The sequence below is a fragment of the Halomonas chromatireducens genome (genome assembly GCF_001545155.1).
GTDB classification, from domain to species: Bacteria; Pseudomonadota; Gammaproteobacteria; order Pseudomonadales; family Halomonadaceae; genus Halomonas; species Halomonas chromatireducens.
On record NZ_CP014226.1, the window covers coordinates 2,107,086 to 2,129,783 of the forward strand.

The 22,698-nt window shown below is 63.6% G+C and carries 17 protein-coding genes and 3 pseudogenes; 15 read left to right on the forward strand and 5 right to left on the reverse strand.

Features of this window, described 5'->3' with window-relative positions; all coding sequences use genetic code 11:
- Nucleotides 1–677 precede the first annotated feature (677 nt).
- Both vgrG and LOKO_RS09760 read right to left on the reverse strand, forming a co-directional pair.
- Nucleotides 678–1,292, reverse strand: a pseudogene (gene vgrG / locus LOKO_RS09755) (type VI secretion system tip protein VgrG); the annotation flags it as partial.
- 229 nt (nt 1,293–1,521) lie between these two features.
- Nucleotides 1,522–2,040: an Hcp family type VI secretion system effector gene (locus LOKO_RS09760; protein WP_066448323.1), complete on the reverse strand. Its 519-nt coding sequence runs from the start codon at nt 2,038–2,040 to the stop codon at nt 1,522–1,524.
- 321 nt (nt 2,041–2,361) lie between these two features.
- On the opposite strand from LOKO_RS09760, the gene dksA reads away from it, so the two are divergent.
- On the forward strand, nt 2,362–2,790 hold the full coding sequence (dksA, locus tag LOKO_RS09765) for an RNA polymerase-binding protein DksA (RefSeq protein WP_066448327.1): 429 nt from the start codon (nt 2,362–2,364) through the stop codon (nt 2,788–2,790).
- Nucleotides 2,790–3,197, forward strand: a pseudogene (locus LOKO_RS09770) (GTP-binding protein); the annotation flags it as partial. The gene dksA and the pseudogene LOKO_RS09770, both read left to right, overlap by 1 nt.
- Nucleotides 3,198–3,399: 202 nt before the next feature.
- Here LOKO_RS09770 and corA read toward each other — a convergent pair.
- A complete protein-coding gene (gene corA / locus LOKO_RS09775) occupies nt 3,400–4,614 on the reverse strand; it encodes a magnesium/cobalt transporter CorA (protein ID WP_083517532.1) in 1,215 nt (404 codons plus the stop codon).
- A 193-nt stretch (nt 4,615–4,807) separates the two neighbouring features.
- On the opposite strand from corA, the gene LOKO_RS09780 reads away from it, so the two are divergent.
- The gene (locus tag LOKO_RS09780; protein WP_066448334.1) at nt 4,808–6,268 is read left to right on the forward strand and encodes a sodium/glutamate symporter; all 1,461 of its coding nucleotides are present in this window, start codon (nt 4,808–4,810) and stop codon (nt 6,266–6,268) included.
- Here the strand turns inward: LOKO_RS09780 and LOKO_RS20715 are convergent.
- Nucleotides 6,234–6,335: pseudogene (locus tag LOKO_RS20715) on the reverse strand (hypothetical protein); the annotation flags it as partial. The gene LOKO_RS09780 and the pseudogene LOKO_RS20715 sit on opposite strands and share 35 nt — an antisense overlap.
- 54 nt (nt 6,336–6,389) lie before the next feature.
- On the opposite strand from LOKO_RS20715, the gene LOKO_RS09785 reads away from it, so the two are divergent.
- From LOKO_RS09785 to LOKO_RS09800, 4 genes are all read left to right on the forward strand, one after another.
- Nucleotides 6,390–7,475: a patatin-like phospholipase family protein gene (locus LOKO_RS09785; protein ID WP_066448337.1), complete on the forward strand. Its 1,086-nt coding sequence runs from the start codon at nt 6,390–6,392 to the stop codon at nt 7,473–7,475.
- A 145-nt stretch (nt 7,476–7,620) separates the two neighbouring features.
- A complete protein-coding gene (locus LOKO_RS09790) occupies nt 7,621–8,325 on the forward strand; it encodes an ABC transporter permease (protein WP_066448341.1) in 705 nt (234 codons plus the stop codon).
- On the forward strand, nt 8,322–9,080 hold the full coding sequence (locus LOKO_RS09795; RefSeq protein ID WP_083517533.1) for an ATP-binding cassette domain-containing protein: 759 nt from the start codon (nt 8,322–8,324) through the stop codon (nt 9,078–9,080). Before LOKO_RS09790 ends, LOKO_RS09795 begins: the two co-directional genes overlap by 4 nt.
- A 17-nt stretch (nt 9,081–9,097) precedes the next feature.
- Nucleotides 9,098–9,952, forward strand: a complete 855-nt coding sequence (locus LOKO_RS09800) for an ABC transporter substrate-binding protein (protein WP_066452309.1) — start codon at nt 9,098–9,100, stop codon at nt 9,950–9,952.
- Between the two features lie 71 nt (nt 9,953–10,023).
- On the opposite strand, the gene LOKO_RS09805 is transcribed toward LOKO_RS09800, so the two are convergent.
- A complete protein-coding gene (locus tag LOKO_RS09805; protein ID WP_066448348.1) occupies nt 10,024–10,974 on the reverse strand; it encodes a LysR family transcriptional regulator in 951 nt (316 codons plus the stop codon).
- Nucleotides 10,975–11,106: 132 nt separating this feature from the next.
- On the opposite strand from LOKO_RS09805, the gene LOKO_RS09810 reads away from it, so the two are divergent.
- From LOKO_RS09810 to LOKO_RS09845, 8 genes are all read left to right on the forward strand, one after another.
- The gene (locus LOKO_RS09810; protein WP_066448355.1) at nt 11,107–12,045 is read left to right on the forward strand and encodes a sodium-dependent bicarbonate transport family permease; all 939 of its coding nucleotides are present in this window, start codon (nt 11,107–11,109) and stop codon (nt 12,043–12,045) included.
- Between the two features lie 197 nt (nt 12,046–12,242).
- Nucleotides 12,243–13,412 (forward strand): isovaleryl-CoA dehydrogenase, encoded by a 1,170-nt coding sequence (locus tag LOKO_RS09815; protein ID WP_066448358.1) that lies wholly within the window; start codon nt 12,243–12,245, stop codon nt 13,410–13,412.
- 386 nt (nt 13,413–13,798) lie between these two features.
- Nucleotides 13,799–15,406 carry a carboxyl transferase domain-containing protein gene (locus LOKO_RS09820; protein WP_066448361.1) on the forward strand — a complete coding sequence of 536 codons (1,608 nt, stop codon included), beginning with the start codon at nt 13,799–13,801 and terminating at the stop codon, nt 15,404–15,406.
- 126 nt (nt 15,407–15,532) lie between these two features.
- On the forward strand, nt 15,533–16,384 hold the full coding sequence (locus LOKO_RS09825; RefSeq protein ID WP_066448362.1) for an enoyl-CoA hydratase/isomerase family protein: 852 nt from the start codon (nt 15,533–15,535) through the stop codon (nt 16,382–16,384).
- Complete coding sequence (locus LOKO_RS09830) at nt 16,381–18,432, forward strand: acetyl/propionyl/methylcrotonyl-CoA carboxylase subunit alpha (protein WP_066448364.1); 2,052 nt, start codon at nt 16,381–16,383, stop codon at nt 18,430–18,432. Before LOKO_RS09825 ends, LOKO_RS09830 begins: the two co-directional genes overlap by 4 nt.
- 279 nt (nt 18,433–18,711) lie before the next feature.
- Nucleotides 18,712–19,611 carry a hydroxymethylglutaryl-CoA lyase gene (locus LOKO_RS09835; RefSeq protein ID WP_066448366.1) on the forward strand — a complete coding sequence of 300 codons (900 nt, stop codon included), beginning with the start codon at nt 18,712–18,714 and terminating at the stop codon, nt 19,609–19,611.
- Between the two features lie 396 nt (nt 19,612–20,007).
- Nucleotides 20,008–20,790, forward strand: coding sequence for a class I SAM-dependent methyltransferase (locus LOKO_RS09840; RefSeq protein ID WP_201025308.1), 783 nt, complete (start codon nt 20,008–20,010; stop codon nt 20,788–20,790).
- A 116-nt stretch (nt 20,791–20,906) separates the two neighbouring features.
- Entirely contained in the window at nt 20,907–22,448 is a 1,542-nt protein-coding gene (locus tag LOKO_RS09845; RefSeq protein ID WP_066448371.1) for a tetratricopeptide repeat protein, read from the forward strand.
- Nucleotides 22,449–22,698 lie beyond the last annotated feature (250 nt).

The following is a 22,698-nucleotide window of genomic DNA, read 5'->3' on the forward strand; positions in this document are numbered from 1 at the left end:
GATGGCAGCAGTATTCACAGCGCGTCCCGCCACCCGGCAGGGGGCCAGTCGATGTGAAGGGCATTTTCTTCTCCTTGTACTTCCCGCCAGAGAATGCACGAGACTCTGGAAGACCCTGATACCAAATACCTCTTTCAAGGTGGCTCAGGGGTTGAGAAGGATCAAGGTTAATAAAAAAGTATCAAGAGTTGGCTGCTCTGCCGATGGCCGTGGAACCAAACGAAGCACCCATGCCTGAGGGCATGGGCGCTTCGCTTGGTAGCCGCAGGTCGTCCAGCGACGGTTGGCTACGGCTTAGCAGTAGATCTTTTCCGAAGAACTTTTCCGAAGATCTTACCTGAAGAACTTACCAGACAAACGCGTAAAGCATCGCCCACTCGGGCGGTGATACAAGCGCGCACCGCGCAGCGGTGCCTCACTTGATACTGCCACTACCCCCAATGCCAAGGGTCATCCGTCCCTCCGACCCGGGCAAACCATCAAGGTTGGCTGGTCGAGCAAGGATTGCCGGGCGCTGGATGCCTGAGTCTTCGGGCAATGGGTCGACCGGGAAATCCGTAAATCGACCCGTGTTAGCGGTAGAGCAGCTTGANCAGGCCCGTATCCATCATCAGGTACATGCCGACCATGACGGCGGCAAAAGCAGCCTCATGGAGGCAGCCTTCCTCCAGGTGCAGGTGGTAGAGCTCGCCATAGGCGGCCAGCGTACCTTCCAGGTCGTCGGCGAACACCAGGCGGTGGGCGCCCCCCACCTCATCCTCGCCTGTCTCGAAGAACTCGTGGAAGTAAAATAGCCCCTCTTCGGCGGCCAGGCGCTGGATAAAGGCCAGGTCGGTCTCGCGGTACTGCACGCAGTATTCGCGCTCCGCGGGTTCGCGGGTGGCGGCGAAGGCCACATCGGTGATGCCGCGCTCGTCGCACAGGGTGTTGATGATGGTCAGCGGCGAGACGTTCTGGAAGATGCGCGAGTTGTGGCGCAGCGAGAGGCGCCACAGTGCCGGCTGGATGGTCAGCGAATAGAAGGTGCGGCGGTGCCCGCGGTCGCCGCGGCCGAAGGCGGTGGCGATGCCATGGACCCGACGCAGGACCTCGCCGTCCTGCCAGACCGTCAGGCTCAGCTCGCGGTCGAGGAAGGCCTCGGGGGCGAGATCCGGGTCGCGGCTGGCGAGGTTGACCGCCAGATGGAAGGGCTGGGAGAGCGCCTCGGTCAGCGTGAAGTCGACCACGGCCAGGTCGAGATCGTCGGCCCCGGCGAGGGCAAGTGTGAACTGAAGACCGGTCTGATTGGCCATGGTGATGGCTCCCCTCCTGGAAGACGAAGTGCGCGGCAATCCATTGCATCAGCAGATTACGCGAGGCCCTTGGTATGGCAAGGGCGAATCGGCCGCTGAGGTCAATGGCTGACAGGACGTGTCAGCGATGTCGTACACGCCGTGATGCCAGCGCTCGATAACAAGCGCTGGCATCACGACGCCGGCTGCGTAACGCCCCGCCCAGGCGGGCGGGACGTTATCGAAGGACTTAGCCTTCGATCGGAGCGCGCCAGTCGTCGGAACCGGAGGTGCCGGCAACGGTGTGTTCCCAATCGATCTTGCGGTAGGCCAGGGAGACGTCCATCAGCTGAGTGAATTCAGCGGTGTTCATGTCCTGGGCGTGCGGCATGCGCAGGTTGATGTCGACGATGGTGGCGTCGGTCAGGCTGGTGGTGAAGAAGTGCTCCTGCTTGCCTTCCACCGAGGTGCGGTACCACTTCAGCTCGACGTTGGGCAGCATTTCGCCGGAGGCCAGGGCGTTGTACATCAGCGGCACGGCCTTGTTCAGGGCCACGGTGAAGATGAACGGCTTGTGTGCGCGCTGGCCGGAAGGCTGGCCGGACTGCGGGTCGGTGGGCACGGTTACGACGTGCTTGAATTCCTGAACCAGCATTTCGTCTTCGTGGCCTTCCACGTAGATGTTGCCCACGGAATCCGGGGTGAAGGCGCCAGCGGTAATGTTGCCCTGGGTCTGGCCTTCGATGCTGATATAACAAGGTGTCGGCATGAGTCTGCTCCTTGACGATGTGAATGAATGTCCGATGGACGGTACTGTAGGGGCAGAAAGCGTGCCGATATTGGATAAACAAAATAAAAACAAATGGTTGCTATGAGCCCGACAACTTTGCCTAATCAAGATTAGGCAAGATGTTGCCTGAATCGAGCAAGATCTTGCCCGGCGGGCAAGAAGTTGCCTAATTATTCCTTGGCTTGGCTGGTTGGCTGGTTGGCTGGTTGGCTGGTTGGCTGGTTGGCTGGTTGGGTCCATCTGGCTGTGTGTCGGCAGTACTGTTATGTTATAACATGTGTTTTGATGGAGAGAGTGCTCATGCAGGCCGACCCAGGGGCGCAGCGAATGCTGGACATGCCAGAAACGTCATATATGAACGATGAGCAGTTGGCCTTCTTCCAAGGCCGCTTGCTGGCTGAGCGAGCCGAGGTGGAGGCGCACCTGGAAGAAGTGCGCAAGGCCATTGCCGACAACGAGCGCAGCGGCGACGAACTCGACCGTGCCGCGGTGGAAGAAGAGCTGCGGCTGCTGCTTCGCCAGGCGGACCGAGAGACGCGGCTGCTGCGCAAGATCGCCAAGGCGCTGCGACGCATCGAGGAGGGCGACTACGGCTATTGCGAGGAGACCGGCCAACCCATCGGGCTCGGGCGGCTATTGCTGCGTCCTACCGCGGATCTCTGTCTCGAGGCCAAGGAGCGACAGGAGAAACGCGAGCACCATTTCAGCAAATCCCGAGGAGAAGCGTGATGCAAGCCCCTTCAGCGACCCTGCCCGTCACCGTACTTTCCGGCTTTCTCGGCGCAGGCAAGACGACCCTGCTCAATCATATCCTGGCCAATCGCGAAGGGCGTCGGGTGGCGGTGATCGTCAATGACATGAGCGAGGTCAACATCGATGCCGCCCTGGTGCGTGGCACACCGGGCAGCGAGGGAGACGTGGCGCTCAATCGCTCCGAGGAGCGGCTGGTCGAGATGAGCAACGGCTGCATCTGCTGCACCCTGCGAGAGGATCTGTTGATCGAGGTCGGGCGCTTGGCCGCCGAAGGCCGCTTCGACTACCTGGTGATCGAGTCAACGGGCATTTCCGAGCCGCTGCCGGTGGCCGAGACCTTCACCTTCGAGGACGAGTCAGGGCAAGCCATTTCTGATGCTGCCGAGGCTTGCGCGGCTGGGGGAGCATCGCAATGACCATCAGGTGGATACCGCCGAGGCCATCTCGCGTATCTATGGCGTACCGTTTTTTCAAGACGTCGAACCGTTGGTCGAGGCCGTGCTTGATGGGCCGGCAGCCCTGGCTCCGCCCGCTGCGCCGGCCCAACGCATTCACGATGAGCGTNAATATAGAGTTTTATCTATACTATAAAGCCATACATTCAATTGGAATCAATATCACGCACTCCTCACAATCCGCGACTACCCTGCCAATGCGACTCAGAAAAAGAGAGACCCATGCCAGACATCGTCGTGATGTTCTTTCTGCTCGGCCTGCTCGCCTGAACCAGACGACCATGCCGATGGCGACTGCGATCATCACACTCCACACCAGCGGATAGCCCCAATACCAGCCCAGCTCTGGCATGGCGAAGGGGCTGGTCTGGTGCTCGAAATTCATGCCGTATACGCCGGCAATAAAGGTCAACGGCATGAAGACGGTGGCGATGATGGTCAGGGTGCGCATGCTCTCGTTGAGCCGGTGGCTCATGCTTGATAGATAGATGTCGAGCAGGCTCGCGGTCATGTCACGATAGCTCTCCACCAGATCCATTATCTGCACGGTATGGTCGTAGACATCACGCATCCACATGCGCGTATCGGGCGTGAAAAGGTCATTATGGTCGCGTAGCAGTTGGTTGATGACTTCCCGAGTGGGCCAGAGATAGCGCCGCAGCATGATCAGTTCGCGCTTAAGGCCGTGCAGACGTTCCAGCGTCGAGCTGTCGGGGCGGTTGAGGATTTCCATTTCCAGCTCCTCGATGCGCTCGCCTATCCCATCCAGCACCGGAAAGGCATGGTCCACGGCGGCATCGAGCAAGCCATAGAGAAGGTCGTCCGGCTCCCCCAGGGCGCGACCACCGCGCTCCTTGAGCCGGCGCCGCACCTCGCCGAAAGGGTCCAGGCTCTCCGTCATGACGCTGGCGACCATGTTGCCGCCCATGAACAGGGTCAACTGGTAGAGGTGAAGCCTGCCCTCGTCATCCACCTCGGGTATGCCGAGAATGACCACCAGCGACGCATCGAAGCGCTCGACCTTGGGCCGTTGCCCGCCGTTGAGGATGTCCTCCTGGGCCAGCGGGTGCAGTCCCACCCGGTCGCCGAGCCGTTCGAGCTCCTCGGCAGTAGGCATGCCCTGCACGTGCAGCCAGTAGAGCGCCCCCTCGTCCGACGCCGCGGAAATCGCCTCGGGAATCGCCTCGAAGCGGACATCCTGCATCTGCCCCCAGCGGCCGGCATCGCGACGCGCCAGGGAGAACCTGGCCGGCCCGTGCAGGGCCGTCTGCTCCATCGTCAGCTCGCGCAAGGTGCCCGGGGCGGTCCCGGCCGGGTGGTAGTGCTTCCTGAACAGTCGGGTCATGGTAGAGATCCTGGCAATTCGGCAAGCCCATATAGTGGCATGAGGTGACCGATTTATCCGGCCAATTGGCGAACCAGCGCACCCATCTGGCAACTGCGGCCTGGCTGCCGGTAACTCTGGTCGCAGATTATTTCGGCTACGCTATAGCAAGCCAAAGGGAGCAACAAAAGCGGCTCCAGGGAAGGAGATCGATATGACCATGACAGTGGGCGAACTTTTCGTTGCCCTGGTGCTTGTCTCACTGGCTCTGCTCGCCAGCAATGCCATTCGCAACGTCTCACCCTGGCTGCGACGCCTGTTCCTGCCCAGCTCTGTCGTCGGCGGATTCATCCTGCTGTTGCTGGGCCCCGAGGTGCTGGGCCGCGCCGTGACGGCTCCTTTCGAGGAAGCGGCCGGCCTGTTCCCCGAGTACGTCTACGAGAGTTGGGCCGCCATGCCCGGCCTGCTGATCAATGTGGTATTTGCAGCACTCTTCATCGGCCGCCCGATTCCAGGCCTGCGCACCATATGGCTGCGTGCAGGTCCTCAGGTCGTGGTGGGCCAGACCATGGCCTGGGGCCAGTATGTGGTCGGGCTGACGCTAGCGATACTCATCCTGGCCCCCATGTTCGGCATGAACCCCATGGCAGGTGCCCTCATTGAAATCGGCTTCGAGGGCGGCCATGGCACCGCGGCCGGCATGGCGGACACCTTCGCCGACCTCGGCTTCGAGGAGGGCGCCGACCTGGCCCTGGGGCTGGCTACCGTGGGCATCGTCTCGGGGGTATTGATCGGCACGCTGATGATCAACCTCGCGGCACGACGCGGGGTGATCACCCTGGACAACCCCCGCAAAACCTCGGAGGCACTGGATGAGGTTCGCCTGCAGGGCGATGAGAATGACCTCCCACCCACCGAAGAGTACAGCGAATTCAAGAAGGACCTTGCCCAGGAAGAGGAAACCGCCGATCCCTTGAGCCTGCATATCGGCCTGGTCGGCATCGCCATCGTCGTCGGCTGGCTGATCCTGAACGGGTTGCAGTGGATCGAGCAGCAGACCTGGGCCCGCGACGACGGCATGGAGATCCTCGCTCACGTGCCACTGTTTCCCATCGCCATGATCGGCGGCGTGCTCGTGCAGCTCTGTGTGACACGCTTTGGCCTGGAGCCACACGTCTCGAGCCGAACCATGTCCCGTATCGCCGGCACAGCTCTCGACTTCACCATTGTCACGGCCCTGGCCACACTCTCCCTCACCGCCCTGGGCGAGCACTTCGTGCCTTTCCTGCTGCTGGCGCTGGCCGGGATCGGCTGGTCGCTCTTCGTGCTGATCGTCATCGCGCCAAGGGTCATTCCCGAGAACTGGTTCGAGCGCGGCATCGGCGACTTCGGCCAGTCCATGGGCGTCACCGTGACCGGCCTGTTGCTGATGCGCATGGCCGACCCCAAGAACCGATCCGGCGCTTTTGAAAGTTTCGGCTACAAGCAGCTGATGTTCGAACCAGTGGTCGGCGGCGGGCTGTTCACGGCGGCTTCGCTCCCGCTCATCGCTCAGTTCGGCGCACCGACAATACTGGGGCTCACGCTAATACTGACCATCGCCTGGCTAGTCTTCGGCCTCCTCTACTTCGGCCGCATGGTCCCTGAGCGTGGACGCGGCAGGTGGGGCAGCTGACACCATCACTGTCTATCGCAACCCTTAGCACCAGCGGCAGCGAGGCCAGTCCGTCAAGGGCAGACATGGGCCGCCAGGAAGCCTACACTGCACCGCAGCATCCCGATTTCAAGGAGACAGCATGGCGAAGGACGACAAGAAGCTCATTGACCTGGCATTGCAGGGCGGCGGTTCCCACGGCGCCCTGACCTGGGGCGTACTCGACAGACTGCTGGAGGAGGAGCGTCTGGAAATCGACGGGGTCAGCGGCACCAGTGCCGGTGCCATGAATGCCGTAGTGCTAGCCGATGGTCTGCACAAGGGTGGTCGCGAGGGAGCCCGGCAAGCGCTGCACACCTTCTGGAAAGGGGTCAGCGATGCGGCGCGTTTCTCGCCGATCCAGCGCTCGCCCTGGGATCGGCTGATGGGCAATGACGGCCTGGACACATCGCCAAGCTATCTGTTCTACGAAAGCCTCACCCAACTGGTTCCCCCAGCGAAGCTCAACCCCCTGGGCATTAACCCATTGCGTGACCTGGTCAGCGAACTGGTGGACTTCGAGCGGGTAAACGCCTGCCGCAAGGCAAAGGTGTTCATTACCGCCACCAATGTACGTACCGGGCGCGCCAAGGTGTTCCGCCAGCCCGAGCTGAGCGTGGATACCGTCATGGCCTCGGCCTGCCTGCCATTCATGTTCCCGGCCGTGGAGATCGATGGTGAGGCCTACTGGGATGGTGGCTACAGCGGCAACCCCGCCCTCTTCCCGCTGGTCGATGACCAGGGCTGCCGTGATCTGGTGGTGGTACAGGTCAACCCTCTGGTTCGCAGCCAGCTCCCCGACAGCGCCCGTGACATCATCAACCGCATCAACGAAATCACTTTCAATACCAGCCTGATCAAGGAACTGCGCAGCATTCAGCTATTGCAGCAGCTGATCGACTCAGAAAATGTCGAGCTGGAACGGTATCGCTCGATGCGCCTGCACCTGATCCATGCCGAACAGGAAGTGGAAAAACTCAGCGCCTCGAGCAAGCTCAATGCGGAATGGGACTTCGTTTCCCGTCTGCATACCCAAGGCCGTGCCTGGGCCGATCTGTGGCTCGATCAGCATTTCGATTCCATCGGCAAGTGTTCGTCCTTCGATCTGAACACGGTCTTCCAGGACACGTTCCGCCCCTTCGCCAGGCCAGAGGAAGCGCCCACCGGGCGAGGCGAGCGCGAAGAGTGAGGGCAGGTGTGCCCTGGCCGAGTGTAGCTACGAATCATGCCCGCGCATGATGGCGGGCAGACTGGCATGCAGGCGTCGTTTCGCGAATGCCGTCAGGCTCCCCTTATCTTAAGATGGGCCTTCGCCATGCTTGCCGGAGATGCGAATGCCCGACACCGACAACGCCTTCCAGGCCGCCCTCGATCTGATCCTGGGCCTGGACCCGACCCTGCTCGGGATAGTGGCCCTGTCGCTTCAGGTGTCGCTGGGCGCCGTGTTGGTAGGGGCGCTGATCGGTCTGCCATTGGGTGCTGCGCTGGCCCTGTGGCGCTTTCCCGGCCGTGGCCTGGTAGTCACGCTGCTCAACGCCTTCATGGGCCTGCCGCCGGTCGTGGCTGGCCTGCTGGTCTACCTCTTGCTCTCCCGGGCCGGCCCCCTGGGCGAACTGGGATTGCTTTTCACACCTACCGCCATGGTGATCGCCCAGTCGCTGCTGGTACTACCTATCATTGCCGCCCTGACTCGCGATCACGTGCGGAGCCTTTGGGACGAGTACCGCGAGCAGCTGCACTCCTTCGGGGTGACTCGCCTTCGTGCCATGCCAAGCCTGCTCTGGGATGCCCGCTTCGCTCTGATGACGGTGATTCTCGCCGGTTTCGGGCGGGCCAGCGCCGAGGTCGGCGCCGTGCTGATCGTCGGTGGTAACATTGAGGGGGTCACCCGGGTGATGACCACGGCCATCGCCCTGGAAACCAGCAAGGGCAACCTGTCGTTGGCACTCGGCCTTGGCCTGGTACTGCTTGGCCTGGTGGCTCTTGTCAATGCCACGGCCTACCTAGTCGGTGAACGTGCCAGGAGGAAGCTGGGATGAACGACTTCTGCCACCCCACCACCTTGCTACCGACCGCCTCTCCGGCAAGCCAGCCTCTACTGCGCCTGGAAGGGCTCGGCTTTTCCCATCAGGGGCAGACACTCCTGCAGGCGATCGATCTCTCACTGGCGGCCCGTGGCCGCACGGTGATACTGGGCCCCAACGGGGCCGGCAAGAGCCTGCTGATGCGCCTGGCCCATGGTCTGCTCACTCCCAGTTGCGGCCATGTGCGCTGGGCAACCCATGAGAGCGGGCGCCCCCTGCGCCAGGCGATGGTCTTTCAGCGCCCGGTGATGCTGCGACGCTCTGCACTGGCCAATCTCACCTATGCCCTGGCCGCCCGTGGCGTGCCCTGGCGCCAACGTCGCGGCCTCGCACAGGCAGCACTGACACGCTTCGGGCTAGCCAGCCTCGCCGACCGCCCCGCCAGGGTACTGTCCGGTGGCGAGCAGCAGCGCCTGGCCCTGGCAAGGGCATGGGTCCTGGAGCCCGACGTCCTGTTTCTCGATGAGCCCACCTCGGCGCTGGACCCGGCATCATTGCGAGCGGTGGAGGATGCCGTACACGCCTTCCACGCCCAGGGTTCACGCATCGTGATGACCAGCCATGACCTCAACCAGGCCCGCCGCCTGGCCGACGACATCGTCTTCCTTTACGAGGGGCATGTCATCGAGCACACGCCGGCACGGGAATTCTTCCACGCCCCCAGCACCCAGCTCGCCCGGGGCTTTCTTTCCGGGGATCTGCTCGGCTGATGGGAGGCATCCAGCTCATGTTCCGCTACCAACATACCGCCTATGTGCTGCTGATCGGATGGCTCTGGGCAGCACCCCAGGCCGGGGCCGACGAGCGGAAAGAAGCGCACTATATCGTGCTCGCCTCCACAACCTCTACCGAGAACTCGGGCCTGTTCAGCGCCATTATCCCGCCGTTCACCGAGGCAACCGGTATCTCGGTTCGCGTCGTTGCCGTGGGTACCGGGCAGGTTTTCGCCCTTTCCCGCCGCGGCGATGCCGATGCTCTGCTGGTGCATGATGCCGCGGGCGAAGCCCGGCTCATCGACGAGGGGTATGCCAGCGAGCGGGCAGAGATCATGTACAACGACTTCGTCATTGTCGGTCCCAACCAGGATCCAGCCGGGATTACCACGGCCAAAAGGGCGACCGGGGCCTTCGCTCGGATCGCCGCCGCCGAGTCGCCCTTCGTCTCACGCGGCGATGACAGCGGCACCCACCGTGCCGAACGACAGCTGTGGCAGGCGACCGGCATAGCCCCCCAGGGCGAGTGGTACCGGGTCCTGGGCAGCGGCATGGGCCCGACGCTCAATACAGCCGCGGCCATGGGTGCCTACGTTTTCACCGACCGCGCCACCTGGGCCGCCTTCGACAATAGACAGGACCTCGTCCTGCTCTTCGAGGGCGATGAGGCACTGTTCAACCAGTACGCAAGCCTGCTGCTCCTGGAAGAGCGCCACCCCCACCTGAAGCACGAGTTGGCAAGGGAGTGGCACCGGTGGCTGCTCTCCGAGGAGGGCCAGCGGGCCATCGCCGACTTCGAGATAGCCGGGCAAGCTGTGTTCACGCCCAACGCCCAACGAGGCACCGACAGGTCACCCGGCAACCAGTGACGCCCCGCACGACTATCAAGGGGCATGCACGTAAAGCCCAGTGATTCCAACCCCATGCCTTTCCCGGCCATTCACTCGAGGCCTGCCAGCATTGCCTCCAGCTCATTGGAGATGAAACGCGGCTCGACGCACTCACCCAGGTGCCTCTGAGCGAACGTCAGGAAACCGCGAGCCGCGTGGGGCAGCCGCTTGTCCCGGCGCACGATGAACTGCCAGTGGCTCTCGATGGGCAGCCGCTCCACCGGCAGGATCACCAAGTCGGAGTGTTCAGGCGGAAGTACATGCTCGGAGAGCACCGCTAGCCCCATCCCCGACGCCACACCTACACGAATGGCCTCGTTGCTGGCCATCTGCAGGCTCGAGCCAAGCGAGAGTCCCTGCTCCTGCAGCCAGCTCTCGAACAGCATGCGCGTGGCCGAGCCCGGCTCACGCAGCAAAAACCGTTCGGTCAGCAACTCGCTCATGGCGACACGCTTCCTGGCAGCCAAAGGATGGCCTTGCGGGGCGATAACCACCAGCGGATTGCGCAGGAAGCGCCCGGCCAGGGCATGAGCCAGCGACGGTGGATGGCTGAAGACATAGAGGTCATCATCCTGGCGCTCGAAGCGGGTCAGCATCTGGCGCCGATTGCCGATATGCAGGGTCACGTCGACCTCGGGAAACGCCTGGCTGTAGGGACCCAGCAGTCTCGGCAGCACGTACTGCGCCGTGTTGACCAGAGCAATACTGAAACGTCCCCGCTCGCCGCCCCTCAAGGCGGCCAGGTAGTCCTCGAAGTCATCGAAACGGCCAAGTACTTCGCGGCTGGCGCGATAGAGCTCCCGTCCCGCTTCCGTCGCTACCAGGCGCCCCTGGCGAACGCTCAACAGAGGCTCACCCACCGCCTCACTCAAGCGCTTGAGCTGCTGTGAAACGGTCGGCTGGGTCAGGTGAAGTTGACGAGCCGCCTCGCTCACCGAGCCGCTGCGAACCACGGCAACGTACACTTGTAGCAGGCGAAATGTCAGGTGGCGTACGTTCATGGCTGACTCCATGGCGGCCAAATATAGAGTTTTATCTATACTATAAAGCCATACATTCAATTGGAATCAATATCACGCACTCCTCACAATCCGCGACTACCCTGCCAATGCGACTCAGAAAAAGAGAGACCCATGCCAGACATCGTCGTGATGTTCTTTCTGCTCGGCCTGCTCGCCGGCATCGTCAAGTCCGACCTGAACATACCCAAGGCCGCCTACGACACCTTGAGCCTGCTGCTGATGCTGACCATCGGCCTCAAGGGAGGCATGGCGCTCTACGGCAACCTGCGCTGGTCACTGATACCGGAACTCCTCGCGGTAGCGGCCCTGGGCGCCTTGATCCCGCTGGCATTGATGCCAGTGCTGCGCCGCCTTGTACGCCTGTCGTCCGCCGATAGCGCCAGCATCGCCGCACACTATGGTTCTGTCAGTGCCGGGACCTTCGCCGTGGCGCTGGCCTTCGCCGAGGGGCGTAATCTCCCCATCGGTGCCGAGGTCACACTCTATCTGGTGATGATGGAGCTGCCAGCAATCATGGTGGCCATCGCACTCTACCGGCGTCATAAGGGCAGCGATTCCGGCGAAGCGATGCAGGGCATCTGGCACGAGACGCTGACCAATCGCGGGGTCATCCTGCTGGCTGGCGGCGCGGTGATCGGCGCCATGTACGGCCCCATGGAGGGTGCCAACGTTACCGAGCTGTTTACCAGTGCCTTCCACGCCGTTCTTGCCCTGTTCCTGCTACAGATGGGCCTGACCGCAGCCGAAACCCTGCGCCCCATCCCCTGGTTTCACTGGCGGCTGCTCACCTTCGCCCTGGTGGCACCATTCTTCCTCGCCATGGCCGGGATGGCGGTGGGCCTGGCGCTGGGTCTTCCCAGCGGCTCATTGCTTATCCTGACGGCCCTTGCCGCCAGCGCATCCTACATCGCGGCACCGGCCGCCATGCGCACCGCCGTGCCCGAGGCCAACATTGGCCTGGCCATGCTGGCAGCGCTGGGCTTTACTTTCCCGCTGAACGTTATCCTGGGCATTCCCCTCTATCATCAACTGGCGCTCTGGCTGGGCTGAGCCAAGCGTAGGCGCCACCGGTCCAGAACCGGTGGCGCCGTTCTTCGACATTCGTCGCAGCCGCCCAGCCTGCACTTTACGTTAACGTCAACCTGGCCTAGTCTTGTAGCCATTCCAAGATGCGCGGTGAATCCGTACCCGTTCACCAAGCACTACCTGACAGCCGTTTTACGCGACAGAAAAAGGGAGTTCCGCCCATGCTCACGCCCTACCAGCCCCTCGATTTCGGCCTAGACGATGAACTCAATATGCTGCGCGATCAGGTCAACGCCTTCGCCCGCGACGAGATCGCTCCCCGTGCGGCCGAGATCGACGAGAAGAACGAGTTCCCCAACGACCTTTGGCAGAAGTTCGGCGACATGGGGCTGCTGGGCATCACCGTCTCTGAAGAAGATGGTGGTACCGGTATGGGCTATCTAGCGCACTGCATCGCCATGGAAGAGATCTCCCGGGCCAGCGCCTCGGTGGGTCTCTCCTACGGCGCGCACTCAAACCTCTGCGTCAACCAGCTCAAGATCAATGCCAGCGCCGAGCAGAAGGCGAAGTACCTGCCCAAGCTGATGAGCGGCGAGCATGTCGGCGCGCTGGCCATGTCCGAGCCAGGTGCCGGCTCCGATGTGGTCTCCATGAAGCTGCGCGCGCGCAAGGAGGGCGACCACTTCGTCCTCAACGGCAACAAGATGTGGATCACCAACGGCCCCGACGCCGACGTGCTGGTGGTCTACGCCAAGACCGACCCGGACGCCGGCTCCAAGGGCATCACTGCCTTCATCATCGAGAAGGGCATGCCCGGTTTCACCACTGCCCAGAAGCTCGACAAGCTCGGCATGCGCGGCTCCAACACCTGTGAACTGGTGTTCCAGGATTGCGAAGTGCCCGTCGAGAATGTGCTCGGCGAACTCAACCGCGGCGTCAAGGTACTGATGAGCGGCCTGGACTACGAGCGTACCGTGCTCGCCGCCGGCCCCATCGGCATCATGCAGGCAGCCATGGATATCGTGGTGCCCTACGTCCACGAACGTAAGCAGTTCGACCAGGCCATCGGCGAATTCCAGCTGGTGCAGGGCAAGATCGCCGACATGTACACCACGCTGAACGCCTGCCGCGCCTATCTCTACGCCGTGGCCGCCGGCTGCGACCGAGGCCAGACGTCGAGGAAGGACGCCGCCGGCGTGATCCTCTACTGCGCCGAGAAGGCCACCCAGGTGGCGCTGGACTCGATCCAACTGCTCGGCGGCAACGGCTACATCAACGAATACCCGACCGGACGCCTACTGCGCGACGCCAAGCTATATGAGATCGGCGCGGGCACCAGCGAGATCCGCCGGATGCTGATCGGTCGCGAGATCTTCAACGAATCTAGGTAAGGGTGGCAGCGACGACGGATGACACGGAATCTCATGATACGTGACGACCGACGACACTGTAGGAGCGCTCGGTTCGGCGCCCCGACTTTGCATCGCGACTGGCGCCGCAAGGCGCCTTGGCGGAGGCTGCCAACCTTGGCGGAAATCACCCGCATTGGCCAACACCGCCGGGAGGCTTTCAGCCTCCAGTCGCGAGCTAAAGCTGCTCCTACAGTGCAGAGGCCGCCGACCTTGTTGGAGCGCTCGGTTCGGCGCCCCGACTTTGAGTCGCGACTGGCACCACTAGGCACCTCGGCAACAGCCACCACGAGTCGAAGCCGCCGCCAACAACAGCACCGCCCGCGAAGCACTACCCTGCTTCGAAGACGAACAGCAAGGATCTTTCCATGAGCATCCTGAATACCCAGATCAATCCACGCAGCGATGTCTTCCAGGCCAACGAGGCGTCGATGCGCCACGAGGTCATGAAACTCCGAGAACTGACCGCAGCGATCAGCCAGGGCGGCGGCGAGAAGGCGCGTACCCGACACGAGTCCCGCGGCAAGCTGTTCGTGCGCGACCGCATCGACCACCTGCTCGACGAAGGTTCGCCCTTCCTCGAGTTCTCGGCGCTGGCGGCCCACGACACCTATGACAGCCCGATTCCCGCCGCCGGCGTGGTCACCGGCATCGGCCGCGTCTCTGGCGTGGAGTGTGTGATCGTCGCCAACGACGCCACGGTCAAGGGCGGCACCTACTTCCCGATGACGGTGAAGAAGCACATCCGCGCCCAGGAGATCGCCCGCAAGCACCGCCTGCCGTGCATCTACCTGGTCGACTCCGGCGGCGCCCACCTGCCGAGCCAGGACGAGGTGTTCCCCGACCGTGACCACTTCGGCCGCATCTTCTACAACCAGGCCACCCTCTCTGCCGAAGGCATCCCGCAGATCGCCGTGGTGATGGGCTCCTGCACCGCCGGCGGCGCCTACGTGCCGGCCATGGCCGACGAGTCGATCATCGTCAAGCAGCAGGGCACCATCTTCCTGGGTGGCCCGCCGCTGGTGAAGGCCGCCACCGGCGAGAGCATCAGCGCCGAGGACCTTGGCGGCGCCGATGTCCACTGCAAGGTGAGCGGCGTGGCCGACCACTACGCCGAGAACGACGCCCACGCCCTGCAGCTGGCGCGCGGCTGCGTATCACGGCTCAACTGGCAGAAGCGCGGCCAGCTGAAGATGCAGGAACCCAAGCCGCCTCGGCTCGACCCGGCAGAAATCTACGGCATCGTTGGCACCGACCTCAAGAAGCCCTACGACGTGCGTGAAGTGATCGCCCGCATCGTCGACGACTCCGACTTCGACGAGTTCAAGCGCTACTACGGCGACACCCTGGTCACCGGCTTCGCCCATATCCACGGATACCCGGTGGGCATCGTCGCCAACAATGGCGTGCTGTTCTCGGAGTCCGCGGTCAAGGGCGCGCACTTCATCGAGCTCTGCGCCCAGCGCAAGATCCCGCTGATCTTCCTGCAGAACATCACCGGCTTCATGGTCGGCTCCAAGTACGAGCACGAAGGCATTGCCAAGCACGGGGCCAAGCTGGTCACCGCCGTGGCCTGTGCCAAGGTGCCCAAGTTCACCGTGCTGATCGGCGGCAGCTTCGGCGCCGGCAACTACGGCATGTGCGGCCGCGCCTACGACCCCAACCTGCTGTTCATGTGGCCCAACGCCCGCATTTCCGTCATGGGCGGCGAACAGGCTGCCGGCGTGCTGGCTCAGGTCAAGCGCGACCAGCACGAGCGCGAGGGCCGCGAGTGGTCCGCGGAAGAAGAGGAAGCCTTCAAGGCCCCCACCCGCGACCAGTACGAGCACCAGGGCCACCCCTATTACGCCAGCGCGCGGCTGTGGGACGACGGCGTCATCGACCCGGCCCAGACCCGCGACGTGCTGGGCCTGTCCCTGGCCGCAGCGATGAATGCCGAGGTGCAGGAAACCAAGTTCGGCGTGTTCCGTATGTAGTGTTTCTGTAGGAGGTAGCTTTAGCTCGCGACGGCGGCCTTGAGGCGAAAGCATGACGACAGCCGCCGTGCAGCAGAGCCGGAATACCAAGCCGCACCCCGACAGAAACGAATCAAGGGTACTGACATGTCATCAAACGATACCTTCTCCCGCCTGACCATCGACGACCGCGGCGTCGCCTGGCTGACACTCGATCGTCCGGAGGTGCATAACGCCTTCGACGACAGCCTGATTGCCGAGCTCAACGCCCACCTGGAGCAGCTCCACGACGACGCCCACCATGGCCATGTGCGCGTGGTGGTACTGGGCTCCGAGGGCAAGAACTTCTCCGCCGGCGCCGACCTGGGTTGGATGAAGCGCATGGTCGAGTACGACTTCGAGGGCAACCTGGCGGACTCTCGCAAGCTCTCGCAGTTGATGCACCGTCTCGACACCCTGCCCTGCCCTACCATCTGTCGGGTGCAGGGTGCGGCGTTCGGTGGCGCCGTGGGCCTGGCCGCCTGCTGCGACATCGTCATCGCCTCCGACAAGGCCAAGTTCTGCCTCTCCGAGGTCAAGATCGGCCTTTCGCCGGCGGTGATCAGCCCCTACGTGCAGCGGGCCATCGGTCCGCGCCAGATGCGCCGCTTCGCCCTCTCCGCCGAAGTGGTCGATGCCGCCACCAGCCTCACCCTGAGCCTGAGCCACCAGGTCGTCGGACTCGACGAGCTGGACGAGGCCGTCGAGGCGATGATCGGCAACCTGCTCGGCGGCTCGCCCCAGGCCCAGCGCGCCACCAAGGCACTGCTCTTCGAGGTCGCCCGGGAGCCCGACAGCAAGGCCACCCGCGAACACACCTGCAAGGTGATCGCCGAGCTGCGCGTCAGCGCCGAGGGTCAGGAAGGCCTTTCCAGTTTCTTCGAGAAGCGCCGCCCCGCCTGGGTCGACGACACCGCCGCTTCAACCAAGACGTCAGCCGACACGGAGCGACGCTCATGAGCCAGACACCGCAAACCCGTACTAGCCAGTTCGACACCCTGCTGGTGGCCAACCGCGGCGAAATTGCCTGCCGCGTCATGCGCACCGCCCGCGCCATGGGCCTGCGCACCGTGGCCGTCTATTCCGAGGCCGACGCCAGCGCCCGCCACGTGCGCGAGGCCGATGAGGCCGTGCGCCTTGGACCGGCCGCCGCCCGTGAGAGCTACCTCAAGGTCGAGGCCGTGGTCGAGGCCGCCAAGCGCACCGGCGCCGGCGCCATCCACCCCGGCTACGGCTTCCTCTCCGAGAACGGCGGCTTCGTCGAAGCGCTGGACCAGGCCGGCATCGTCTTCGTCGGCCCGCCCGCCTCGGCGATCGCCGCCATGGGTGACAAGTCTGCCGCCAAGGCACGCATGGCTAACGCCGGCGTGCCGCTGGTGCCGGGCTACCACGGTAATGACCAGGACGACGCCCTGCTCAAGGCCGAGGCCGACAAGATCGGCTACCCAGTGCTGCTCAAGGCCAGCGCCGGCGGCGGCGGCAAGGGCATGCGCGTGGTCGAGGCCCCCGAGCAGTTCCAGGCCGCACTGGACGGCTGCCGCCGCGAGTCTCAGGCCGCCTTCGGCGACACCCGCATGCTGATCGAGAAGTACCTGACCCAGCCACGCCACGTCGAGGTCCAGGTGTTCTGCGATTCACACGGCAACGGCGTCTACCTGTTCGAGCGCGACTGCTCCGTGCAGCGCCGCCACCAGAAGGTGCTCGAGGAAGCCCCCGCCCCCGGCATGACCGCGGAACTGCGTAGCAAGATGGGCGACGCCGCCGTGCGCGCCGCCAAGGAGATCGGCTACGTGGGAGCCGGCACCGTCGAGTTCCTGCTGGATGCGGACGGCTCCTTCTTCTTCATGGAGATGAACACCCGCCTGCAGGTGGAGCACCCCGTCACCGAGATGATCACCGGCCAGGACCTGGTCGAGTGGCAGCTGCGCGTGGCCATGGGCGAAGCCCTGCCCTGCACCCAGGACGAGCTGACCATCACCGGCCACAGCTTCGAGGCGCGGCTCTACGCCGAAGACCCGGACCAGGACTTCCTACCCGCCACCGGCCTGCTCACCCAGTTCGCCATGGACCTGGAAGGCGCCGGCCTGGATCCTGCGCGCGTGCGCCTGGACAGCGGCGTGGAGACCGGCGACGCCGTGTCCATGCACTACGACCCGATGCTGGCCAAGCTGATCGTCCACGGCGACGACCGCGACCAGGCCCTGGCCACCCTCAACCGTGCGCTGGCCGCGCTGGACGTGCAGGGCGTCGTGACCAACCGCGCCTTCCTGCAGCGCCTGGCGACACACCCGGCGTTCAAGGCCTGCGACCTCGACACCCGCTTTATCGAGCGCAATGAAGCCACCCTCTTCGCCCCCAAGCAGTACAGCATCGAAGAGTACGCCGGTGCCGCCCTGGTGGGCCTCAACCAGCTCGCCCGCGAGTGCGAAAGCGACTCCCCCTGGGACCGCCACGACGGCTTCCGCCTCAACGCCCCGCACAGCATCCGCATCGCCCTGTGCGACCCGGCCCACGTGCAGGACAGCGAAGATGCCGACACCGTTGTGGTGGTCGACGGCACCCGCCACAGCGGTGACGCCCTCTGGACCCTGACCATCCGTGGCGAGACCCTCACCGCCAGCCTGCAACCGCTTGCTGGCGACGCCGTGGCCGTGACCCTCAACGGCCACCGCCGCCGCCTGCAGGCACGCCGCGACGGCAACGTCGTCGTCATGGTCGACCCCCGCGGTGAAACCCGGCTGTTCTGGCGCCGCATCGACGCCATCGACCACGGCCACCACGAAGCCGAATCGACCCTCACCGCGCCCATGCACGGCACCGTTGTGGCACTGCTCGTCGAACCCGGCCAGCGCGTGGAGAAAGGCATGCCGCTGATGGTCATGGAAGCCATGAAGATGGAACACACCATGACCGCCCCCGCCGACGGCCACGTGGAAAACTTCCACTTCCAGGGCGGCGACACTGTCGGCCAAGGCGATGTACTGCTCGAATTCGCCGCCGACGAGTAAAAAAGGGAGGCCGCAGGCCTCCCGCACCAACCGCAACAGAAGAAACGGAAGCTGTAGGAGCGCTGGTTTCCATCGCGACAGGAGGCCGAAGGCCTCCCGAACCTACCGCAACAGAAGAAACGGAAGCTGTAGGAGCGCTGCTCTGCATCGCGACTGGAGGCCGAAGGCCTCCCGATGAGGACGCCAACCTAAGCTAAGACAGCTGTAGGAGCGCCGGTTCCCGTCGCGACAGGAGGCCGAAGGCCTCCCGAATCAACAGCCACTGCTGGAGACACCGCCATGACATTCCCCAAATCCGTGCGCCTGGTCGAGGTCGGCCCCCGCGACGGACTGCAGAACGAACCCAACCCGATCGACACGGCCACCAAGCTCGAACTGATCGACCGCCTGGGCGCCGCCGGCATTGCCTACATCGAGGCCGCCAGCTTCGTCTCCCCCAAGTGGGTGCCGCAGATGGCCGACCATCGCGAGGTAATGACCGGCCTCACGCGTCGCCAAGGTGTGACCTACGCCGCCCTCTCCCCCAACCTCAAGGGACTGGAAGCGGCGCTGGAATGTGGCGTGGAAGAAGTAGCGGTATTCGGCGCAGCCAGCGAGGCCTTCTCACAGAAGAACATCAACTGCTCCGTCGCCGAATCCCTGGAGCGCTTCATCCCGGTACTGGAGCGTGCCCAGCAGGCCGGCGTGCGGGTGCGCGGCTACGTTTCCTGCGTACTCGGCTGCCCCTACGAAGGTGAGATCGCCCCGGCCAAGGTAGCCGAAGTCTCCAAGGCGCTGTATGAGATGGGCTGCTACGAAGTGTCGCTGGGCGACACCATCGGCACCGGCACGCCGCTCGCCGCCAAGCGTATGATCGAAGCCGTGAGCCGCGACATCCCCATGGACAAGCTCGCCGCCCACTTTCACGACACCTACGGCCAGGCACTCGCCAACCTCTACGCCGTGCTGGAAGAAGGCATCAGCGTGGTGGACAGCTCCGTCGCCGGCCTCGGCGGCTGCCCCTACGCCAAGGGCGCCTCCGGCAACGTGGCAAGCGAAGACGTCGTCTACCTGCTGAACGGCCTCGGCATCGAGACTGGCATCGACCTCGAGGCACTCGCCGACACCGGCACCTGGATCACCCAGACCATCGGCCGGCCGAACCGCTCGAAGGTGGGGGTCGCGTTAGCGGCGAAGTAATTAGGTGTCAGAAACGGCAAGCCCCTGAGTCAGATGGCTGGCTCAGGGGCTAGGGAAATATCGGCTATTCCCACCACAATCTCATCGACTGTCCGGCAACTGGAACTTGCGCCGATGCTTCGCAGGCGTTACCTCAGCCCGTCGCTTGAACAGACGCCAGAACTAGGCAACGTCTTCATAACCCACCGTGTGGGCGATTGCCCCTTCTCCTGCTCCAGTCCAGCTGACACTCAGGGTTATGCTACCGGGCCTTCAGGCTTAGCCAGCAAGCGCCAGACACCTCGACAGCATCTACACTGGATAGTGCACCCCGATCCCACAACAACGATGCATGGGCAAACCATGCGAGGGGGCCATATGGGCACCACCTCTGATATCCAGACCATAAAGGATGGCATGCGCAAGACCTGGATGGCAGGCGATTTCGGTGAAGTCGCAAAATTTATCCAGCATCATGCCGATGACTTCATTTCCAGTTTGCACATCACGCCCGAGAAACGACTGCTCGATGTCGCCTGTGGTACGGGTAACCTGGCGATTCCGGCAGCCCGTGCCGGCGCGTCGGTGACGGGCATCGATATCGCTGACAACCTGATTGAACAAGCTCGCACCCGGGCACGAGCCGAAAGCTTGGACATTCACTTCGAAGTCGGCGATGCCGAGAGCCTCGCCCAGCCCGATGCCGCGTTCGATTTCGTGGTGAGCATGTACGGGGCCATGTTTGCTCCGCGCCCCGAGCGTGCGGCCGCCGAAATGGTGCGGGTGTGCCGCCCTGGCGGCACCATCGCGATGGCCAACTGGATGCCGGATACCTTTATCGGCGACATGTTCAAGATCGTTGGTCGCCATGTACCGCCCCCGGCAGGTCTGCCCTCACCCGCCCTCTGGGGCGATCCCGACACGGTACGCCAGCGCCTGAATGAAGGATTCAGTGACCTAAGCACTTCACCGGTCACCGTCATCTTTGAGTATCCGTTTGCGGTTCCCGAAGTGGTGGAGTTCCACAGAATGTTCTTCGGCCCCATCGAACGCGCCTGGGCCAAGCTGGAGGAAGACGGTCGACAGGCACTGCGTCGTGATCTCGAGACGCACTGGGACCGGCACAACGAAGCCACCGACGGCAGCACCCGAGTCAAGGCACAGTATCTGAAGGTAGTAGCTATCCGGGCGGCGGCGTGACACGCGTGTATTCGTCGGGCGGCATACGGATAAGCTGTAGGGACATGGTAATGACAAGGAGTCCCCTGGACTGAAGTCGAACAGCAACAGGAGACAAAGACAGGAGGAGTGTCGCCATGCACTTCTACAATCTGGGAAACTACTCGCGGATCGTCACCACCCGCTCGGATCAGGCACAACGCTGGTTCGATCAGGGGCTGATCTGGCTCTACGGCTTCAACCACGAAGCGGCCATCGACTGCTTTCGCCAGGCCCTCGAGGCCGACCCAGACTGGGCGATGGCGCTTGCGCGTCCGGCAGCGAAGGCGGCCGCCTTACTCATCGAGCGCGTCTCGCCGGTGGAGCGCGCGCTGATCCAGGCCGTACAGCATCGCGCGCCCGAAGAGATGATTGAGGATTTCGGCCCCTGCCTCGACGGCTATGCCGACGCCATGCGCGATGCCTATCGCGCCCACGCCGACGATCTTGATGTCATTGCGCTCTTCGCCGAGGCCCTGCTCAACCGCACACCCTGGCAGCTCTGGGACCTGCCCACCGGTGAACCAGCAACAGGCGCCGACACCCTTGAGGCGAAGGCGGTCCTCGAGCAGGCCTTTGGCGAAATCGAGGGCGCCTGGGATCACCCGGGGCTGTTGCATATGTACATTCATCTGATGGAGATGTCGCCGAATCCCGAGCTTGCGCTGCGCCACGGCGACCGTCTCAGCGCCCTGGTGCCCGATGCGGGCCACCTGGTTCACATGGCGACCCATATCGACGTACTGTGCGGCGATTATCACAACGTGGTCGACCGCAACGAGGTGGCAATCGCGGCAGACCGTCGATTCCTCGAGCGGGAGGGAGCGGATAACTTCTACACGGTCTATCGCTGCCACAACTATCACTTCAAGATATACGGGTCGATGTTCCTCGCCCAGCCGACTCCGGCACTGGAAGCCGCAGACGACCTGGTGGCGACACTGCCGGAATCCCTGCTGCGCCAGATGGCCGACTGGTTCGAGGCCTTCGTGCCCATGAAGCAGCATGTGCTGATCCGCTTCGGGATGTGGGAGGCCATTCTGACCCAGCCGCTGCCGGAGGATGTCGAACTCTATGCCACTACCCTTGCGATGATGCGCTATGCGCGAACGGTAGCGTTGGCCAATCGCGGTAAGATCACTGAGGCCGAGGCGGAGCGAAACCGGTTTTTCGCTGCCCAGCGAGCGGTTCCCGAAAGCCGTCTGTTGTTCAACAACACGGCCGTGGACATCCTGCAGGTGGCCGAGCAGATGATGCTGGGCGAGCTGGAGTACCACAGCGGCCGCCAGGATGCCGCCTTCGCGCATCTCTACCGGGCCGTGGAGCTCGACGACACCCTCCCCTATGACGAGCCCTGGGCCTGGATGCAGCCGGCCCGCCACGCACTGGGGGCACTTCTGTTGGATCAGGGGCGTCTGGTCGAGGCGGAAGCGGTCTACCGCGCCGACCTCGGCCTCGACGACACCCTGAGCCGCGCCTGCCAGCATCCGCAGAACGTCTGGAGCCTACACGGCCTGTACGAGTGTCTTACCCGGCGTGGTGAGACGGTAGAGGTGCTCCATATCAAGCACCAGCTCGATCGAGCCATGGCACGGGCGGAAGTGCCGGTGCGGGCTTCCTGCTACTGTCGTCGCAGGTAGCGGCATGAACAACTTCTTATTTGCCCGACAAATTCATGAGGAAGGCCTGCAAATGTAGATAGCGGATGGCATGCACGTCAACGTCTAGCCGAGTGGCGATGCCACCCTCGTGGCGTATGCCCAGCAGCCTGAGTCTGCATGCAGCGGTGGTTTCTCACATTGGTGGCAAACCTGAATCAGGGGGAAGGTCAGAGCAAGCGGCGGCTATTCGCCCTGGTCGAGGCCAGTGGCCTGATGGACCAGCTGGTTC

Bases quoted from the DNA above. Each gene is read 5' to 3' on its own strand.
- LOKO_RS09760 (WP_066448323.1), bottom strand. From the start codon at position 2,040: ATGCCGACACCTTGTTATATCAGCATCGAAGGCCAGACCCAGGGCAAC.
- dksA (WP_066448327.1), top strand. From the start codon at position 2,362: ATGCAGGCCGACCCAGGGGCGCAGCGAATGCTGGACATGCCAGAAACG.
- corA (WP_083517532.1), bottom strand. From the start codon at position 4,614: ATGACCCGACTGTTCAGGAAGCACTACCACCCGGCCGGGACCGCCCCG.
- LOKO_RS09780 (WP_066448334.1), top strand. From the start codon at position 4,808: ATGACCATGACAGTGGGCGAACTTTTCGTTGCCCTGGTGCTTGTCTCA.
- LOKO_RS09785 (WP_066448337.1), top strand. From the start codon at position 6,390: ATGGCGAAGGACGACAAGAAGCTCATTGACCTGGCATTGCAGGGCGGC.
- LOKO_RS09790 (WP_066448341.1), top strand. From the start codon at position 7,621: ATGCCCGACACCGACAACGCCTTCCAGGCCGCCCTCGATCTGATCCTG.
- LOKO_RS09795 (WP_083517533.1), top strand. From the start codon at position 8,322: ATGAACGACTTCTGCCACCCCACCACCTTGCTACCGACCGCCTCTCCG.
- LOKO_RS09800 (WP_066452309.1), top strand. From the start codon at position 9,098: ATGTTCCGCTACCAACATACCGCCTATGTGCTGCTGATCGGATGGCTC.
- LOKO_RS09805 (WP_066448348.1), bottom strand. From the start codon at position 10,974: ATGAACGTACGCCACCTGACATTTCGCCTGCTACAAGTGTACGTTGCC.
- LOKO_RS09810 (WP_066448355.1), top strand. From the start codon at position 11,107: ATGCCAGACATCGTCGTGATGTTCTTTCTGCTCGGCCTGCTCGCCGGC.
- LOKO_RS09815 (WP_066448358.1), top strand. From the start codon at position 12,243: ATGCTCACGCCCTACCAGCCCCTCGATTTCGGCCTAGACGATGAACTC.
- LOKO_RS09820 (WP_066448361.1), top strand. From the start codon at position 13,799: ATGAGCATCCTGAATACCCAGATCAATCCACGCAGCGATGTCTTCCAG.
- LOKO_RS09825 (WP_066448362.1), top strand. From the start codon at position 15,533: ATGTCATCAAACGATACCTTCTCCCGCCTGACCATCGACGACCGCGGC.
- LOKO_RS09830 (WP_066448364.1), top strand. From the start codon at position 16,381: ATGAGCCAGACACCGCAAACCCGTACTAGCCAGTTCGACACCCTGCTG.
- LOKO_RS09835 (WP_066448366.1), top strand. From the start codon at position 18,712: ATGACATTCCCCAAATCCGTGCGCCTGGTCGAGGTCGGCCCCCGCGAC.
- LOKO_RS09840 (WP_201025308.1), top strand. From the start codon at position 20,008: ATGCGCAAGACCTGGATGGCAGGCGATTTCGGTGAAGTCGCAAAATTT.
- LOKO_RS09845 (WP_066448371.1), top strand. From the start codon at position 20,907: ATGCACTTCTACAATCTGGGAAACTACTCGCGGATCGTCACCACCCGC.